Below are 16,135 nucleotides of genomic sequence, written 5' to 3'. Positions count from 1 at the left end.
TGAATCCGGGATGGGGTGGACTTGGGCCGATGGGGGCGGCAGACTGCGGCACGTGGCGGGTGCGGTCCGGTTGGAGCCGGTGGACGAGGACAACCTGGAGCCGTTGCTCTCCGTAGCGGCTGCCGAGGCGGAGCCGGGTGACGTGATGCCTCCGGTCGAAGCTCCCGCCGGCTGGTCGCTCGCCCGCCGGGAGGCGTTCCGGGAGTTCCACCGGGCGAGCTTCGGCGGCCTGGACGGCCCGACCGGCGCCCAGATGTACGCCATCCTCGTCGGCGCCGAGGTGCTGGGCATGGTCCGGATGACGCGCTGTGACGAGCCCGGCACGGTGGAGACCGGAATGTGGCTCGGCCGCTCCGCACGCGGGCAGGGGATCGGCGCGGCCGCCCTGCGGGAGCTGCTGAATGCGGCGGCCCGGGTCGGCATGCGGGCGGTGGTGGCCGAGACGACCCGGGACAACGTCGGCGCTGTCGCCGTGCTGGAGAAGTGCGGCGCGAAACTGCGCGAGGACGGCGGCAAGGTGTACGCCGAGATCTGCCTCGACTCGACGCCGCCGGCGCTCTGATATTCGCCGAAGCGGGCGCTGCCGCCGAGCGGCCGGCGATGACCGTACGGGCCACCGCCGGCCGACCGGCGACGGTCAGGCGCGCACCCGGACGATGTCGTAGTCGACGTCCGGGCCGGGTTCCACGTCGAACCGGCCGTTCACCACGTACAGCGCCGAGCCGAGCAGGTCACCGGTCGCCGGCACCCGCAGCTGCGGGCCGGTGATCTCCCGCTGCACCACACCGGCGGTGTACCGCGAGTTCAACTGGACCACCGCGATGACGCTGGTCAGGTTCCGGATCACGTAGAGGGTGTGACCACGCAGCACCAGCCCGTCGGCACGCTCCACGGAGTAACCACCGAGGTCGACCAGCCGGCTGCCGCCGGTGCGCGGATCGATGCGTACCAGTCGGCCGGGCAGCATCTGCGCGACCAGCAGGTCTCCGTCCGGCAGTGCCACGATCCCGTTGTGGTACGCGTCCGGCGTCGCGGCCGGACCGGTGAGCGGCAGCACCCGGAAGGCGGTGGCGGCCGGCAGTCGACCACCCGGGCCCAGCGGCACCACGTACAGCACCTGCCGAGCGGAGTCGGTGAAGTAGACCGCCCGATCGGTGATCACCAGGTCGTTGACCAGGCTGCCCGGCTCGTCGGTGAACTGGTAGTGGGCCAGCAGGGCACCGGTGCCCGCGTCGTACACGCTGGCGCCGCCGCCGGAGAAGTCGGCCGTCCACAGCCGGCCCCGCTGGTCGAGCTTGAGGCCGGCCTTGTCCTTGCCCGGTGTGCCCGGAATCAGCACCGAGCCGCGCCCGGTCCGTAAGTCGCCGCGCCATACCGCACCATCCAATATGGACCCGACGAACACCGTGGTGCCTCGGCCGATGGTCAGCCCCTCGGGGGTGAACCCGTTCGGCAGGGCGATCCGGGCCGGGAACGGCGCACCCGGGTGCGCCACCGCCGGTGACCCGACCAGGGAGGCCGCCGCCACCAACGGGACGACGAGGAGAGAGAACAGTTTGCGCAAGGGACACCGCCTGACGTCGTCGTGGATTTCTCCACTGAGGAATGTGACGTCAAGGGAACGCGGTGGGCCGCAGGGCAGGTTGGCGTTCAGGCGAAAACTGTCGATCACCATCCGGTCACGAACGGTCGGCGGCGTACCCGGCCAGCCAGGCGACCTGGGCCGGGTCCAGGGACGGCCGGACCCGCCCCCGCGCGGTGGCCACGTGCGCCGCCGTAACCGTGACCGCGGTCAGCGACTCCCGCATCGCGGCGAGGGCCGCCTCCCGCACCAGCGCGGCGCAGTCCGCCGCCGAGAAGCCGGTCAGCTCCCCGCCCAGTGCGGCCAGGTCGACGTCCGGCGCCAGCGGCACGTGCCGGGAGGAGGCCCGCAGGATCTCCGCTCGGGCCGACCCGTCCGGCGGCGGTACGTAGACGAGCCGTTCCAGCCGGCCCGGCCGCAGCAGCGCCGGATCGACCAGGTCGGGGCGGTTCGTCGCGCCCACCACCACCACGTTGCGCAGTGACTCCACCCCGTCCAACTCGGTGAGCAGCGCGGCGACGACCCGATCGGTGGTGCCCCCGTCCGTGGCCTGACCCCGCACCGGGGCCAGCGCGTCCACCTCGTCCAGGAAGATCAGCGTGGGTGCCGCCTCCCGGGCTCGGCGGAACAGCTCGCGGACCGCCCGCTCGCTCTCGCCCACCCACTTGGAGAGCAGCTCCGCGCCCTTCACCGAGAGCACGTTCGCCCGCCCCGTCCCGGCCAGCGCGGTGACCAGGTAGGTCTTGCCGCAGCCGGGCGGCCCGTAGAGCAACACACCGCGCGGCGGTTGCACGCCGAGCCGCGCGAAGGTGTCCGGGTAGGTGAGCGGCCACAGCACCGACTCGGTCAGCGTCTGCTTGACCTCGACCAGGTCACCCACGTCGTCCAGGGTCACCGAGGCCAGTTCCAGGGTGGAGGCCGCCATCGTGGTCGGCCGGACCACCTCCAGGGCGGCGGTGAAGTCGGCCATCGACACGGTGGGGGTCTCGGCCGCCTTCTGCCGCAGGGCCGCCCGTACCCCGGCCTCCCGGACCAGCGCCGCCAGGTCCGCCGCGACGAATCCGGGGGTACGCCCGGCAACCTCGTCGAGCCGGACGTCGTCAGCGAGCGGCACCTGCCGGGTCAGCACGGTGAGCTGCTCGCGGCGCAGCGCCGGGTCGGGCAGCGGGACGCTGATCCGCAGCGACAGCAGGTCCGGCGCGCGCAGGGCAGGGTCCACCGCCTCCGGCCGACCGGTCGTACAGACCACGGCGACTCCGGCTCGCACGCTCTCCGCGAGGACCTGGCGGAACACCGTCGCCACCGGGCCGGGCTCATCCGCCGGGGCCAGCGCCTCCACGTCGGTGACCAGCAGCACCGCCGGTCCGTCGGCGCGGGCGGCTGTCGCCACCGCCCGTAACCGGTCGGCGGCGGCCTGGTTGGCCAGCGCGGCGACCTCGGGTGCCCAGAGCGGATGCACGCGCGCGCCCACCCGGGCCGCGACCGCCCGTACCAGCGCAGACTTCCCCGAGCCGGCCGGACCGCCGAGCAGCACCCCCAGTGAGATGGTGGTGCCGAGCCGACCCAGCACCTCCCGGTGGTGGAAGCCGAGGTCGAGCAGTTCGGTCAGCTCCTCGGCCTGGGCCCGCAGGCCGGGCAGCTCGTCCACGTCCGGTGCGTCCTCGTCCGGCCGGCCCGTCGTGGGTGCCTTCTGCGTGGGGTCGGGCCCAGCGGCGTCCGTACCGGGCCGCTCGGGCCGGGCTTCGGCGGGGCCGTGGGTGGTCTGGCCGTGCTCCCAGCCGACCAACGTGTCCATGGTGACCAGCGCCCCGCCGACCGGCTCGACCGCGACAACCGTCAGCAGAGTGCTGGTCCAGGCGAACCCGATCGTGTTGGCGAGACTGCGCCGGGCGGCCTCGACCAGGCTGCGTACCGAGGCGTCCGGCAGCACGTCCTGCGGCAACAGGGAGACGTCGTCGCCGGTGGTGACCACCTTGCCCAGCAGGGCGAGCCGGAGCATCTCCGGGCTGACCGCCGCGACCACCTCCACCGGCCCGGTCAGGGTGACCCGACCCGCCGGAGTCAACGGCAGCGGCGTCACCCGCACCTGACCGCCGTCCCGGACACCGAGGTTGCCCAGCGTCAGGTCGTCGGCGTACAGCAGGGCGCCGCTCGTGCCCCACTCGGCCGCCGCCACGATCCCGGCCGTCTCCCGGCGGCCGGAGAGCCGTACCGGATCGCCGGGGCGCAGCCCCAGCGCGGTCAACACCTCCGGGTGCAGCCGCACGATGCCTCGTCGCGCGTCCAGCGCCGCCGGCCGCAGGCTCGCCGTCAGGGTCAGGTCGGGTTGCGCCACCGTCCGACCGTAGCCGCCGACCGCCAGTCGTGCGGTCAGCGCCGGGGATCCAACTCGTCCAGCAGCGACGGGTCGCGCCGGATCAGCTCGGCCAACCGGGCCGCCGGGTCCGGGCTCAACCCGTCCGGGCCGGGGGCCCAGCCCGGCACGGTCCGACCGGACAGCGGCCAGGTCGGCGGTGCTTCCACCGGGGTCGCGGCGGGCTCCGGGCCGACCGTGACGTCCGTGCCGTCCCAGCAGATCCGCAGCGGGTACGTCCGCCCGGCGTGCTCGACGCGGACGGTCACCGCCAGCCCCGGATGGCCGGCGACGACCTGACGGACCGCCTCAGCGACCTCCTCGACGGGGCCCAGCCCGGCCAGGTCGTCGGGGGTGTCCCGCCCGGCGTGGCGGGCGTCATGCCGCCCGGGGCCAGCATTGCGGGGTTCGGCGTGGCCGACATCGGGCCGAGCCAGCTCCACCGTGTCGTCCCGTCGGCGCAGCGCCTCCTCGCGCCGGGCCAGCCGGGCCAGCGACTCGTCCAGGTCACCTCTCACCAGATCACCCCTTCCCGCCACGGCCGGAGCCGGTCGGCTCAGGCCCTCCTGTCCCGGGTGGCCCGCGCCAGCGCTCGGTCCAGGACGACCAGCAGGGCATCCCGCACCGAGAGCCGGTCCCGGGCGTCGAACTGCACCAGCGGCACGTGGTCACCGATGGCCAGCGCCCACCGGATCTCGCCGAGCTCCAGGGCCAGCCGCCCGTCGAAGGCGTTGACCCCCACCACGAAGGGCAGCCCGGCCTGCTCGAAGAAGTCGATCGCCGCGAAGCAGTCGTCCAGTCGGGAGCTGTCCACCACGACCAGCGCGCCGAGCGCACCCCGGGCCAGGTCGTCCCACATGAAGCCGAACCGGGCCTGGCCCGGCGTACCGAACAGGTAGAGCTTCAGGCTGCGGTCGATGGTCACGCAGCCGAAGTCCATGGCCACCGTGGTGGTGGTCTTGGTCGACCGGGCACCCGGGTCGTCCACGCCGATCCCGGCGGTGGTCATCTCGGCCTCGGTGGTCAGCGGAGCGATCTCCGAGATCGCACCGACCGTTGTGGTCTTGCCCACCCCGAACCCGCCGGCGACCAGGATCTTGACCGGGATCGGTGGCGCGCTCGGCGACCGGCCCGTCGGCGTGCCGCCCCCGGTGCCGGCGGGCGGCCGGTACGGCGGTGGTGGCGCGGTCGGTTCACCGGTCCGCCCGGAGGCGGTACCGGCGCCCGACGGCACACCGTAGCGGGCGGCGGCGCTGTTGCCGGCGAGCCCGCCGAGCGGGGCGACCGGCCATTCAGGAGATCGCACGGAGTCCATCAATCACTCGCAGGATGAGGTTCGGGTCGTAGGCGTCGTCGGCGTCGATGACGTGCACGTCCAGGTGCCCGGCGGCACGCAGATCGCCGACCAGCACCCGGGTCACACCGAAGTGCAGCCGGGTCCGGGCCGAGAGCTCGGCCACCGAGATCGGCTCGGCGCAGAGCGCGATGATCGCTTGCAGCTCCGGTGCCAGGACCGCCGGTGCGACGGCCCACCGGCCGCCGTCCGGGCGGACGGTCACCTGCGTCTCCAGCCCGATCGCCGGATCCGCGCCGGCCACCCGCCCCGAGGTGAGCACGAACGGTCGGGGACCGGCCGGCTCGGACTCGGGAGGGGTCGATGCCGCCGGCGTTCCGCCTCCGGTCGAGGGGGGCGTACGCAGATAGGGGCGGATCCGGACCTCGGGTTCCGGGTCCGGTTCCTCGCCGGCGACGTCGGGGGTCACTGCTGGACGGCGTTCTTCAGCTCGGCGATCAGCCGCGGGGTGAGGGCACCGCCCGCCCGCCCGGCGAAGAGCGTCATCTCGTACGCGACGGTGCCCAGGTTGGCCGACCGGTCGGCGACGACCCCGAGCACGGATCCGCTGCTGATCGCGCTGATCAACAGGTAGCCGTCGGCCATGTCGACGATCACCCGGTTCAAACCGCCGAGCGCGTACCAGCTGGCCGCACCGCCGGCGAGGCTGGTCATGCCGGAGACCACGGCGGCCAACCGCTCCGCGTTGGACCGGTCCTTGATCGCCGACATGGCCATCAGCAGCCCGTCCGAGGAGACCGCGATCGCTTCCAGGACCCCGGCGGTGCTGGACGTGAAGGAGTCCAGCAGCCAGTTGAACGTGCGGGCCTCCGGGCTGAGGTCCCCGCCGGTGCCGGACTGGCTCTGGTCGATGTTGTCGTGCAGGAAGGGGCTGGTCACCGTGATGATCCTTCTTCGTTCCGGTGGTCTGGGCTGACTTCGCGGAGAGCGCGGGCGACGCCCGCCTCGAACTCGTTGATGAGGTTGCGGACCTCGGCCGGATCGCCCAGGTGCGGGCTGGCGGGTTGCCGGGGTGGGCTGACGGTGAGGTTCGCCCCGGGCACCCGCTGGCTCAGTCGAGGTTGGCTGCCGGCGGCACCGAAGCCGGCGGTGTCCGGCATCGTCGGACCTCGGCCGCCCGGGGTGGCCGGTAGGTCGACGGTCAGGCTCGGGTCCACCACCGCGGGTTCGTAGTTGGCCACCGGATCGGTGGCGCTCGACATCGACCAACGCCCGACGGGTGCGCCGGGATTTGGCGGCCGGCTCAGTTCAGCCCGGCGTACACCGGACTGGAACGCTTCGACCAGCGCGCGAGCCGCGGCGGGGTCGGCGCCGGTGGCGTCCACCGGCGCGACCGGCGCGGTGGCGGCGGGCAGGCTGGCGCCGGGCACCCGTTGCCGGACCCGTGGCCCGGTCGGGCTGCCGGCGTCGGCGATGCCCGGCTTCTCCTCGGCGGCCCCGCGAGTCGGCCGGCGCGGCAGGCCCGCCTCGGTGGTCGGGAGGTCGAGCGGCACGGTCGACGGCGCGGAGTGGGCCCCGACCGCTGTGCTGACCTCGGTGTCGACCAACTCGCCGGTGCCGAACGCGTCCCAGGGCTCGCCGAAGTCCAGGCTGCGCCTGGCCCGGCTGAACAGCTCCGAGTCGAAGGTGGGGGATGGCGCGGTGGCGACCGCGGCGAGGGGTGGCGCACTGCGACCGGCCTCGATCGCGGCCGGCGAGCGACGGTCCCGGTCCGGCACCGTGGCCCGGGCCACCGTGGCCCCGACCCGGTCGGCGCGGCGCACCACCAGCGACGCCGGCGGGATCTCCAACCGGGCGGTCACCCCGCCACCGGCGGTGGCGGCGAGGTTCACCGTCCACCCGTGTCGGCGGGCCAACCGACCCACCACGAAGAGGCCGAGCACCTCGGTCGGCGCCAGGTCGAGCCGTTCCCGGCGGGTCAGCCGGGCGTTCTCCTCGGCCAGCCGTTGCTCGTTCATGCCGATGCCGTTGTCGACCACGGCGAGGCGGGCGCCGAGCCCGGACGCCTCGCCGGTCACCAGCACCCGGGTGTGCGGCGGGGAGGAGACGGTGGCGTTCTCCATCAGCTCGGCCAGCGCCAGGACGAGGTCGCCGACCACCGCCGGAGCTGCCGAGATGCCCGTCGGCACCTGCACGTCCACCCGGGTGTAGTCCTCGATCTCGCCGAGCGCGAGCCGGACCACGTCGGCCAGCGGCACCGGCGCGGTGTGCGCGTCGGCCCCGGCCGAGCCGGAGAGCACCACGAGGCTGCCGGCGTTGCGGCGCAGCCGGCTGGAGATGTGGTCGAGCCGGTACAGGTGCTCCAGCCGACCCGGGTCGGCCTCCTGCTGCTCCAGCCGGTCGATCAGGGCGATCTGCCGGCCCACCAGGTTCTGGGTACGCCGCCCGACGTGGCCGAACATCTGCGCCACGTTGCGCCGGCCGGCGACCTGCCGCTCGACGAGCCGGGCCGCCGTGCTCTGCACCCGGTCGAAGGCCCGGGCCAGGTCACCGATCTCGTCTCGGGCCCGGATGTCCACCGGATCCAACCGGACCGGCTGCACGCTCTCCGCCTCGTCGTCGGCGACCCGGACCAGCTCGGCCTCGGCGACCCGGGCGACCCGGTCCGCGGAGTGGGTGAGCCGGGTCAGCGGCCGGGCCACCGTGCGGGCGATCACCGCGCTGAGCAGCACGACCACCGCCAGGATCAGCGCCGCCAGACCACCGACCAGGTACGCGGCGGTCAGCGCACGCTGCTGTTCGGCGGTCACCTCGGCGAGTACGTCGGCGACCAGCTTCTTCTCCACGAACTGGCCCAGTCGGATCATCGAGCGGACGGACGGGAAGAGCGCGTCCATCGGCACTGCACGGATCGCCGCGGCCGGGTCCCGGGCGCTGGTCTGCAGGAAGTCGGCGCTCGTACGGGCGGCCACCGCCGCGTCGTTGAGCTGCGCGATCTTCAGTTGCTCGGGCGTGATCAGGCTGCGGTAGCGCTGGTTGTCCACCTCGAGGGCGGCGATGCAGGCCACGTACGCGGCGCTGGCCTGCGGGCTGTCGGTCGCCTTCACGAGCACGATCAGCGTGGCGCAGGCACCCAATCCTTCGTCGGCGCGCAGCAGCCCGTCCAGGGCCAGCACCTGGCGGCCCGACAGGGTCTCGGTGTCCACGCTGAACGCCAGCCGCAGTGACTCGATCATCGCCTTGTTGACCGGGCCGAACGCCTCGATGACCTGCGTCGGGCTCGCGGAGCGGGCCAGTACGGCGGTCCGCAGGTCGATGAGGCTGGACACCCCGTCGAGGGCGTGATCGATCCGGTCGGTCAGCGCGTCGCTGCTCCCGGCCCGCAGGTCGGCCACCCGGTCGTCCACGTCGGCGGTCTTCCGGACCAGCTCGGCGCGTTCCACCCGGCCGAGCAGGAAGCCGATCGAGAGGATGCGCTCCTGCTGGAGGTCCTGGACGAGGCTGCCGACCCGGCTGGCGACCCGTACCCGTTCGGCGATGTCGTCGGCGCGCTGCGCCGCGGCGACCCGGTCCAGGACCACGGGGACGGCGAGGCCGGCCATGCTGAGCAGCGGGATCATCACGAGGAGCGCGAGCTTGCCGCGGATCCGGAGCCTACCGAGCAGCATCGAACTGCCCCCACTGGGCGACGTCCGGGTCGCTGGTCGCGCCGACCGGTTGCAGCGACCGGGGGTCGTCGGTCCGGCTCGCGCCGGATGTCGGCTGCCACAGGTCACCTGGCGGTCGGGTGTCGAGGCCGCTGGCCAGCGGCGCGGGCCCGGCGGCCCGACGACGGGCGCGGCGGCCGGCGCTGACCAGCAGCGCGGTGAGCCACCCCAGCAGCAGTACGGCGGCCACCCCCGCCCCGGTGATCAGCCAGCGCGTCCGGTCCAGCCCGTCGATGCGTTCGACCAGCAGGGCGTCCAACTCGCCGAGGATGACCGGCTGGAGGTGCTTGGCGGCGTTGTGCGCATTGAGGCCGGTGGCGGCCAGTTGACCCGGGTCCAACGCCTCGGCGCCGCCAGCCGGAGCGGAGTACGCGGCCAACGCCTCCACCGAGCGCTGGTAGATGTCCAGCGGGGTCAGCACGTTCGCGCCCAGGTCGGTGCTCTCCGAGCTGTCCACGGCGGCGCGCAGGTTGTCGACCAGGTCGGTCGCGGGGCCGAGGGCGGCCACGCGCAGGCTGGTCAACTGGACCAGGCTGCGGGTTCGCTCGGTGGCGGGCCGGCGACTGGCGAGGGTGCCCAGGTCGGCGAGCCGGCCGGCGGCCACCATCGCCTCGGGCAGTTCCTGCCCGACGCTGTCCTGCAGGAAGAACGAGTCGGCGCCCGCGTCGCGCACCAGCCCGGAGCTCTCCCGGACCTTGCGGTGCAGGGCCAGCAGAAGGTCGGTGACCTCGCTGTACGCGGTGAATGCGGACTCCGCGTCGGCCGGCCGCCGGTCGCGCAGCGCCTCCAGCTTGGCCCGCAGCCCGGCCCAGCGTTCCTGGCTGCGCAGTTCGACACCGATCCGGGCGTCCACCGCGGCGGCCTCGTCGACCGCCCGGGTGAGCGTCTCGCCGGAGATGGAGCGGCCGGCGACCGCGGCGGACTGGGCGTCCACCAGGGCATCGGTGACCGGGGCGAGTGCGCGCAGGTACTGCACACCGAGTCGTTCCCGGACGGCCAGGTCCCGGTCGTCGTCGACCTGCCGCCAGCTCTGGGTGAAGAGCAGGCCCACCGGTGCCAGCAGAGCCGCGATGAGCAACAGCGGCAGTAGCCGGCCCAGCATGGACGGCCGTCGACGGACCCGCGGCGCGGGACTTGTCATGGTGTCTCTCCTCCGGCGTCGGGCGGGGGATCGGCGCGGTGGCGAGGTTCGCCGACGAGTCCCATGCACCGGACCGGAAAACTAACTGACCCGCCCGGGGCCGTGCCGTCGTCAGCGAGTCGGGTTTGCGTCAGTTCGAGCGATGTCACTGTTCGTCCGACTTCCGTGCACGCTCCGTCCCATCGGTGGGAGTGACATCGAGTGATTGAGAGGCATTTCCACCGAAGATCGGAATTCACGGGATCCGAAGTCAACTCGCTGGGCCGCGACGGACCATGAGCGGTCGCAGCCGCCCACGCGCCGATCGGAGCAACCGGACGAACGTACGGCGGATCTCAGGCAATGCTCAGGCTGCGGCCCGTACCGTGTGCCGCATGAGATCGCCGTCGCCGGCCGCGTGGTTCCGGCGTGCCCTGCCCACCCGCCGTCGCGTGATCGCCGCATCGGCGGTCGTCGTGCTGCTGGCGGCCGCCGTGACCTGGGCGGTGTGGCCACGGGGAACGGGCGTACGGACCGAGACCGCGATGCTCACCGTCCGCTCCGGGCCGGCTGGTGACCAGCCGGTGGACCTGGACACGACGTTCTATCTGCCGACGGACGCGTCGCCCGGGCACAAGGTCCCGGCGGTGCTGCTGGCGCACGGGTTCGGCGGCACCAAGGAGTCGGTGCGGTCCGACGCGGAGGAGTTCGCGGGGCGCGGCTACGCGGTGCTCACCTGGACCGCCCGAGGCTTCGGCCGTAGCGGCGGCGAGATCCACCTGGACAGCCCGGACTACGAGGTGCGCGACGCGTCCCGGCTGCTCGACTGGCTGGCCGCCCGGCCGGAGGTACGCACCGATGCCGCCGGAGACCCGAAGGTTGGTGTGGTCGGCGGCTCGTACGGCGGCGGGTTGGCGCTGCTGCTGGCGGCACAGGACCAGCGGGTGGACGCGATCGTCCCGATGATCACCTGGAACGACCTGTCCCGGGCGTTCCTGCCCGAGAGCACCGGCGGGGCACCGACCGAGGGCGTGTTCAAGAAGGGCTGGGCCGGCCTGTTCTTTGGCGGGGCCGGCAACGCGGGCACCGGTCTCGGCGCCGCGCCCGGAGGTAACGCCCCGGCCGGCACCACCTCCGCTGGGATCGTCTCGGCCGGTGCCGCCGACCCGTCCTGCGGCCGGTTCGCCGCCGACGTGTGCGCCGCGTACCTGCGGATCGCCACGGCCGGGCGGGCCGACCAGGCCGCCGTGGACCTGCTGCGGCGGTCCAGCCCGGCTGGCGTACTGGACCGGATCAAGGCTCCCACCCTGCTGGTGCAGGGCGAGGCGGACACCCTCTTTCCGCTCGGCGAGGCGGACGCCAACGCGCGCGGCATCGCCGCTACCGGCACGCCGGTACGGGTCGCCTGGTTCACCGGCGGGCACGACGGCGGCGCGGGGCCCCGCTCGGATTCGGACCGGGTGAAGTTCCTGACCGTGCAGTGGCTCGACCACTACGTCAAGGGCGAGGGCGCCGCACCGGGCGACGACTTCACCTGGTCGCGGATCGCCGGCTTCGACGCGCTCGACCGGGGCCTGGTGGCCACCGGCTACCGGGACACCGACTACCCGGGCCTGAACGGCGATGCGCGTCGGAACGTCGCGGTCACCGGCCCGGCCCAGCCGATCGCCAATCCACCGAACGGCAACCCGGCCGCCATCTCCTCGGTGCCGTTCGCCGGCGGGCTCGCCTCGCTGCTGGACGGGGTCGCCGGTGACATTCCCGGCCAACACGCGCGGTTCGAGTCGGCACCGCTGACCGAGGCGGTGGACGTGGCCGGCTCGCCCACCGTCACCGTGCGGGCCGCGTCGCCGAGCGGCGAGGCGGTGCTGTTCGTCAAGCTCTACGACGTCGACCCGGACGGTTCCGCCACGCTGCCGAATGGTCTGGTCGCCCCGGTCCGGCTCACCGGTCTGCCGCAGCGGGTGCAGGACGCCCGCCCGGTCACCGTGACGCTGCCGGGAATCGTCCGCCGGGTCGAGGCCGGGCACCGGCTGCGGCTGGTGGTGGCCAGCGCCGATCAGGCGTACACCACACCGGCGCAGCCCACCGTCTACACGGTGGCGGTGGACGGCGCGGTCAGCCTGCCCACGGTCAATGGCGAGCCGATCCCCACCGCGGCGACGGTCTGGCGCTGGGTGCTCGCCGGCCTGCTCGCGGCCATCGCGATCGGCCTCGTCGTGGTCGTGGCCGTGGTCCGCCGCCGGCACCGTCGGCAGGATCGCTCCGTGCATCCGGAGTACGCGGGCACGCCGCTGGCCGTGCGCCGGCTGCGCAAGGAGTACGCGGACGGCTTCGTCGCGGTGTCGAACGTGGACTTCGAGGTGCACCCCGGTCAGGTGGTGGGCCTGCTCGGGCCGAACGGCGCCGGCAAGACCACCACGCTGCGGGTGCTGATGGGGCTGACCCAGCCGACCGCCGGGGAGATCTACGTCTTCGGTCGTCGGCTGGTGCCCGGCTCGCCGGTGCTCTCCCGGATCGGCGCGCTGGTCGAGGGGCCGGGGTTCCTGCCGCACCTCTCCGGTCTGGACAACTTGAAGGCGTACTGGCGGGCCACCGGGCGGCCGGCGGCGGACGCCCACTTCGACACGGCACTCGAGATCGCCGGGCTGGGCGACTCGGTGCACCGGAAGATCAAGAACTACAGCCACGGTATGCGCCAGCGACTGGCGATCGCCCAGGCCATGCTCGGCCTGCCGGAGCTGCTGGTGCTCGACGAGCCGACCGACGGCCTCGACCCGCCGCAGATCGCCGAGATGCGCCGGGTGCTCCAGCGGTACGCCACGGACGGCCGAGCGGTGCTGGTCTCCAGTCACCTGCTGGCCGAGGTGGAGCAGACCTGCACGCACGCCGTGGTGGTGAACAAGGGCCGGATCGTGGCGTCCGGGCCGGTGGAGGAGATCGTGGGCGAGTCGCCGAGCGTGCTCTTCGACGTCACCGACCCGGTGGCAGCGCGGGTGGTGCTGGACCGGCTGCACGGGGTCCGGGTGCTGCCGGAGAGCGACGGGCAGTTGGTCGTCGACACCAACGGCACGGCCCGCAGCGAGGTGGTGGCCGAGCTGGTACGCGCCGGCATCGGCGTGGACCGGGTGGTGCCGAGGCGGCGCCTGGAGGATGCGTTCCTCGCCCTGGTGGGCGAGAACTCTCGGGGAAGCGGTGACCGGTGATGACTGGCTCTTCCGTCGAGGCGCCCGTGGGTGCCAACGGCCCGACCGATCCGGCGGGTGCGGCTCGCGGCTACCGGCCGTCGGCGACTCTGCCGTTCGGCGCGGAGTTCCGGCGGCAGGCGTCCCGGCGGCGGACCCAACTGGCGCTCGGGTTCATGGTGCTGCTGCCGCTGATCATCCTGGTCGCCTTCCAGTTCAACTCCGGCCGTGACGACGACAACGGCAACAACGAGTTCGCCAGCCTGGTCGACCTGGCCACCTCCGGCGGGCTCAACTTCACCCTCTTCTCGATCTTCGTGTCGGCGTCCTTCCTGCTGGTGGTCGTCGTCGCGCTCTTCTGCGGTGACACGGTGGCCAGCGAGGCGAGCTGGGGCAGCCTGCGCTACCTGCTGGCGATCCCGGTGCCCCGGGCCCGGCTGCTCACCGTGAAGCTGGTGGTCGCCCTCGCGTACTCCGGTCTGGCTCTGCTGTTGCTGGCCGGCACCGCGCTGGCGGCCGGCACCCTGCGGTACGGCTGGTCACCGCTGCGCAGCACGGTCGCCGCAGAGTTGGAGCCGGGGGAGGGGCTGCTCCGGCTGCTGGCCGTGCTCGGCTACCTGGCGGTCGTACTGCTGGTGGTTGCCGGCTTGGCGTTCCTGCTGTCGGTGACGACGGACGCCGCACTGGGCGCGGTGGGCGGCGCGGTGTTGCTCTGGATCCTGTCCAGCATCCTGGACCAGATCACCGCCCTCGGCGCGGTGCGTGACTTCCTGCCGACCCATTTCAGCACCGCCTGGCTGGGGCTGCTCTCCACGCCGGTGCAGACCGATGACGTGGTACGCGGCTGCATTTCGGCGATCAGCTACGCGACGCTCTTCTGGGGGCTGGCGTTCTGGCGCTTCACCCGCAAGGACGTCACCTCGTAGCTGCCGGGTCCTGTCTCTTCCACGCGCTGACGCCGATTCGGCCGGTGTTGCCCACGTCGACCGGGCCGTCCGGCTCGACCTCCTGGGCCGGCTCTCCGGCGGCCGGAGCGACCAGCAGGTAGGCGCCGTTGACCGCCGGAACGGTGGGATCGGTAACCAGGTTGCGCCAGAGCACGGCGGCGCCAGCCCGCTCACCCGGCTGCAGCACGAACTCCCGGGGTGGCTGGTCGAACCCGGACGTGATCTCCTTCGCCCCGTTCAGCACCTGGAGGGTGATCGACGCTCCGTCCTCGTCCAACATCCGCAGCGCCGGGTAACCGTGCAGCGGGTAGGGGCGGTTGCCGCAGTTGACCAGCTCCAGGCCGAGCGCGCGTAATCCCATGGCGGCGTTCGACCCGGTGGACCGGATCCGGACGCCCGACTCCGGGCACAGGATCTTCGGACCACCGCTCGCCGTCGGCGTCGGCGGCGTTGGCGTTGGCGTTGGCATGTTTGCGGGCCTCGGGCCGTCACCCCCGGCCCGGCTCGGGTGATGCTCGTCCAAGGAGGTGCAGGCGCCCAGCAGGAGGGTCACCGTGAGCGCCGTGCTGGCGCTCCACCATCGTGCCGTGCCAACCGAAGCCATCCGCCGATCCTGACTGATGCCCGTTCGTCCCGTGGCCCCGACCCCATGGATGGTTGCTCCGTGCGAATCTGAGCCGTGGGTAAGCGGCCCGGCGGGCTCAGGCGTGTACGAGATGTGGGACGTGAGCAAGCACAGTTCGCAGAGTTCTACCGGGTGCACCGCACCGCCTGCGTCAGGGCGGTAGCGGCCGGCACGGGTGATCCTCAGGGCGCCGAAGACCTGGTGGCGGAGGCGTTCACCAGGGCATGGGTGTCCTGGCGGAAGGTCAGTCAACACCCGGCTCCCCAGGCCTGGGTGGTGCGTACCGCCCTGAACGTGCGGGTGTCGGCGTGGCGACGACGTCGTCGCGAGGTCACCCTCGCCGACGGTCACGACGTGCTGGTCGGCCCGGACGTGGGTGGCGTGGACGCCACGCTGATGGCAGCGCTTCGGCGGCTGCCCGCCCGCCAACGCGAGGTGATCGCGCTGCGGGCGTTCCTGGACCTGGACACCCAGACCACCGCCCAGATGCTCGGCATCGCGGCGGGAACTGTCACCGCGCACCTGTCCCGGGCCGTCGCGGCGCTGCGCGGCCAGCTTGTGCCCGCCGAGACCCAGGAGGTCGTGCAGTGAGAGACCAAGACGTGCTCCGCGCGGTGTCGGACGGCCTCTCCGGCCTGGACATGGCGAAGCCGGTCGAGGAGATCATCTCTGCGGGCACCTCGCGTCGTCGGCGACGGGTGGCCGCAGTGACCATGGCCGGGGTGGCGCTCGTCGGCGGCGGGCTGGCTGTGGGCGTACCGGCGCTCACCAGCCCCGGGCCCGTCACGGCGCCGACCGCACAACGGTCGGCCAGCGTCGCCCCGGTGCCGGCGACTCTGCCCCCGGCGCACCTGGTCGCCTTCACCGTGGTGCGCAACCCCGATGCCACGGTGACCCTCACGTTCTCGCGGGAGCAGCTCGCAGACCCGGGCGAGGTCCGCAGGGCGCTCGCCGAAGCCGGCGTGCCGGCGGAGGTCAGGGTCAACTCGATCTGCTTCTCTTCCCACCCCGCCCCGCCCGGCCTGGATCGGGTACTGTCCGCCAGCGAGAGCGCCGTCCTGGTGATCACCCCGTCCGCTCTGCCGAAGGGCGCGGTGGTGAGCATCGGTTACCACGACCCTTCGCGTAGTGGGCCGGTGGCGTTCGGTCTCGCCTGGAGAGATCGGCTGACCTGCCGCAAGATGTGATCGTTGCCCACTACCGAAACTGCACCGCGCGGGGTTTCCGGTAGGAGCACCACAACTCCATGATCGACCGGTCTGGGGTCCCCGGCCTGCGCGATCTTGCAGTTGTTGTCTCAACATAAGGGGCATTCCGTGCAA

The 16,135-nt window shown here is 73.1% G+C and carries 14 protein-coding genes; 5 read left to right on the top strand and 9 right to left on the bottom strand.

The window, feature by feature from the left end:
• The first annotated feature begins 52 nt into the window (after window positions 1-52).
• Window positions 53-562, top strand: coding sequence for a GNAT family N-acetyltransferase (locus V6V47_RS09730; protein WP_334627763.1), 510 nt, complete (start codon window positions 53-55; stop codon window positions 560-562).
• 75 nt (window positions 563-637) lie between these two features.
• Here the strand turns inward: V6V47_RS09730 and V6V47_RS09725 are convergent, their stop codons facing one another.
• The 8 genes from V6V47_RS09725 to V6V47_RS09690 form a co-directional block, all read right to left on the bottom strand.
• On the bottom strand, window positions 638-1,564 hold the full coding sequence (locus V6V47_RS09725) for an SMP-30/gluconolactonase/LRE family protein (protein ID WP_334627762.1): 927 nt from the start codon (window positions 1,562-1,564) through the stop codon (window positions 638-640).
• Window positions 1,565-1,679: 115 nt separating this feature from the next.
• Window positions 1,680-3,917, bottom strand: coding sequence for an AAA family ATPase (locus V6V47_RS09720; RefSeq protein WP_334627761.1), 2,238 nt, complete (start codon window positions 3,915-3,917; stop codon window positions 1,680-1,682).
• A 35-nt stretch (window positions 3,918-3,952) separates the two neighbouring features.
• Window positions 3,953-4,453 carry a hypothetical protein gene (locus V6V47_RS09715; protein ID WP_334627760.1) on the bottom strand — a complete coding sequence of 167 codons (501 nt, stop codon included), beginning with the start codon at window positions 4,451-4,453 and terminating at the stop codon, window positions 3,953-3,955.
• 38 nt (window positions 4,454-4,491) lie between these two features.
• Window positions 4,492-5,250 carry a GTP-binding protein gene (locus V6V47_RS09710; protein ID WP_334627759.1) on the bottom strand — a complete coding sequence of 253 codons (759 nt, stop codon included), beginning with the start codon at window positions 5,248-5,250 and terminating at the stop codon, window positions 4,492-4,494.
• A complete protein-coding gene (locus V6V47_RS09705) occupies window positions 5,228-5,698 on the bottom strand; it encodes a DUF742 domain-containing protein (RefSeq protein WP_334627758.1) in 471 nt (156 codons plus the stop codon). Before V6V47_RS09705 ends, V6V47_RS09710 begins: the two co-directional genes overlap by 23 nt.
• Complete coding sequence (locus tag V6V47_RS09700) at window positions 5,695-6,168, bottom strand: roadblock/LC7 domain-containing protein (RefSeq protein WP_334627757.1); 474 nt, start codon at window positions 6,166-6,168, stop codon at window positions 5,695-5,697. The genes V6V47_RS09705 and V6V47_RS09700 overlap by 4 nt, the downstream gene beginning before the upstream one ends.
• Window positions 6,165-8,897: a sensor histidine kinase gene (locus V6V47_RS09695; RefSeq protein WP_334627756.1), complete on the bottom strand. Its 2,733-nt coding sequence runs from the start codon at window positions 8,895-8,897 to the stop codon at window positions 6,165-6,167. The genes V6V47_RS09700 and V6V47_RS09695 overlap by 4 nt, the downstream gene beginning before the upstream one ends.
• Window positions 8,884-10,077 (bottom strand): hypothetical protein, encoded by a 1,194-nt coding sequence (locus V6V47_RS09690; RefSeq protein WP_334627755.1) that lies wholly within the window; start codon window positions 10,075-10,077, stop codon window positions 8,884-8,886. The genes V6V47_RS09695 and V6V47_RS09690 overlap by 14 nt, the downstream gene beginning before the upstream one ends.
• 374 nt (window positions 10,078-10,451) lie before the next feature.
• Between V6V47_RS09690 and V6V47_RS09685 the strand changes: the two genes are divergently transcribed.
• The gene (locus V6V47_RS09685; RefSeq protein ID WP_334627754.1) at window positions 10,452-13,262 is read left to right on the top strand and encodes an alpha/beta fold hydrolase; all 2,811 of its coding nucleotides are present in this window, start codon (window positions 10,452-10,454) and stop codon (window positions 13,260-13,262) included.
• Window positions 13,262-14,167: an ABC transporter permease gene (locus V6V47_RS09680; protein WP_334627753.1), complete on the top strand. Its 906-nt coding sequence runs from the start codon at window positions 13,262-13,264 to the stop codon at window positions 14,165-14,167. Before V6V47_RS09685 ends, V6V47_RS09680 begins: the two co-directional genes overlap by 1 nt.
• Here the strand turns inward: V6V47_RS09680 and V6V47_RS09675 are convergent.
• On the bottom strand, window positions 14,157-14,792 hold the full coding sequence (locus tag V6V47_RS09675) for a DUF4232 domain-containing protein (protein ID WP_334627752.1): 636 nt from the start codon (window positions 14,790-14,792) through the stop codon (window positions 14,157-14,159). The genes V6V47_RS09680 and V6V47_RS09675 overlap by 11 nt on opposite strands.
• Window positions 14,793-14,906: 114 nt before the next feature.
• On the opposite strand from V6V47_RS09675, the gene V6V47_RS09670 reads away from it, so the two are divergent.
• Together V6V47_RS09670 and V6V47_RS09665 are read left to right on the top strand one after the other, a co-directional pair.
• Window positions 14,907-15,404 carry a sigma factor-like helix-turn-helix DNA-binding protein gene (locus tag V6V47_RS09670; protein ID WP_334627751.1) on the top strand — a complete coding sequence of 166 codons (498 nt, stop codon included), beginning with the start codon at window positions 14,907-14,909 and terminating at the stop codon, window positions 15,402-15,404.
• Entirely contained in the window at window positions 15,401-16,000 is a 600-nt protein-coding gene (locus V6V47_RS09665) for a hypothetical protein (protein ID WP_334627750.1), read from the top strand. Before V6V47_RS09670 ends, V6V47_RS09665 begins: the two co-directional genes overlap by 4 nt.
• The last annotated feature ends 135 nt before the right edge of the window (window positions 16,001-16,135 follow it).

This window comes from Micromonospora sp. CPCC 205539 (assembly GCF_036906815.1).
Classification (GTDB): domain Bacteria; phylum Actinomycetota; class Actinomycetes; order Mycobacteriales; family Micromonosporaceae; genus Micromonospora.
Note: the sequence above shows the minus strand (reverse complement) of the source record. Positions and strands in the feature narration are given on the sequence as shown.

Bases quoted from the DNA above. Each gene is read 5' to 3' on its own strand.
- V6V47_RS09690 (WP_334627755.1), bottom strand. From the start codon at position 10,077: ATGACAAGTCCCGCGCCGCGGGTCCGTCGACGGCCGTCCATGCTGGGC.
- V6V47_RS09675 (WP_334627752.1), bottom strand. From the start codon at position 14,792: ATGGCTTCGGTTGGCACGGCACGATGGTGGAGCGCCAGCACGGCGCTC.
- V6V47_RS09680 (WP_334627753.1), top strand. From the start codon at position 13,262: ATGACTGGCTCTTCCGTCGAGGCGCCCGTGGGTGCCAACGGCCCGACC.
- V6V47_RS09685 (WP_334627754.1), top strand. From the start codon at position 10,452: ATGAGATCGCCGTCGCCGGCCGCGTGGTTCCGGCGTGCCCTGCCCACC.
- V6V47_RS09695 (WP_334627756.1), bottom strand. From the start codon at position 8,897: ATGCTGCTCGGTAGGCTCCGGATCCGCGGCAAGCTCGCGCTCCTCGTG.
- V6V47_RS09710 (WP_334627759.1), bottom strand. From the start codon at position 5,250: ATGGACTCCGTGCGATCTCCTGAATGGCCGGTCGCCCCGCTCGGCGGG.